We start from the raw sequence: 497 nt of genomic DNA, 5'->3' as shown, positions 1-497 counted from the left end.
ACGTTTGTGTGGGAGCGGTCGACACGCTGGTCAGGGAGGGGCTTCTGGTCTCCGCAAGAGTCCTGGAGCCCGATCAGTCATTTCCTTATACCCAGCACATCATCAGTGGCCTGACCGAGATTGGCGCAGCCTCGCTTGCCAGCTGTGAAGACCCCGTGGTCACTCAACGCAGTGTCACTCGTTATACGGCAACGAGAGGTAGTATTGGCCCAGTTCGGTCAGCTTACCCTCATTGTTCAACAGGCTGGAAAAGTGCGGGTCCGGGTTCATCCGGCCAGTGAACCAGGCGTACCTGAACACGTCCGTGCGCTGCTCAAGCGTGGCGACCATCTCGGCCATCTGCTGCTTCTGCTTTTCGACCGTATCAATCTGCGCACCGTCATCCAGGGCGTGCCAATTGGCGAACTCGGTGACCCAGAAGGGTTTTCCGTACTTCGACAGCCGATCGAGCATTCCTAGCAAACCATAGTCGTACCAGTGAAAAGCCAGGTAATCGA

General features: G+C 56.9%; 1 protein-coding gene and 1 pseudogene. One reads left to right on the top strand and one right to left on the bottom strand.

Going from position 1 to position 497, the window contains the following annotated elements; translation table 11 throughout:
- A pseudogene (locus ALO43_RS29370) lies at positions 1-281 on the top strand (hypothetical protein); the annotation flags it as partial.
- On the opposite strand, the gene ALO43_RS20840 reads toward ALO43_RS29370, so the two are convergent.
- Positions 175-497, bottom strand: a 323-nt coding sequence (locus ALO43_RS20840; RefSeq protein ID WP_217999784.1) for a glycosyl hydrolase, incomplete at its 5' end; no start/stop codon positions are given. The pseudogene ALO43_RS29370 and the gene ALO43_RS20840 sit on opposite strands and share 107 nt — an antisense overlap.

Source organism: Pseudomonas tremae, from assembly GCF_001401155.1.
GTDB lineage: Bacteria > Pseudomonadota > Gammaproteobacteria > Pseudomonadales > Pseudomonadaceae > Aquipseudomonas > Aquipseudomonas tremae.
This window is presented reverse-complemented; position numbering and strand designations above follow the sequence as displayed.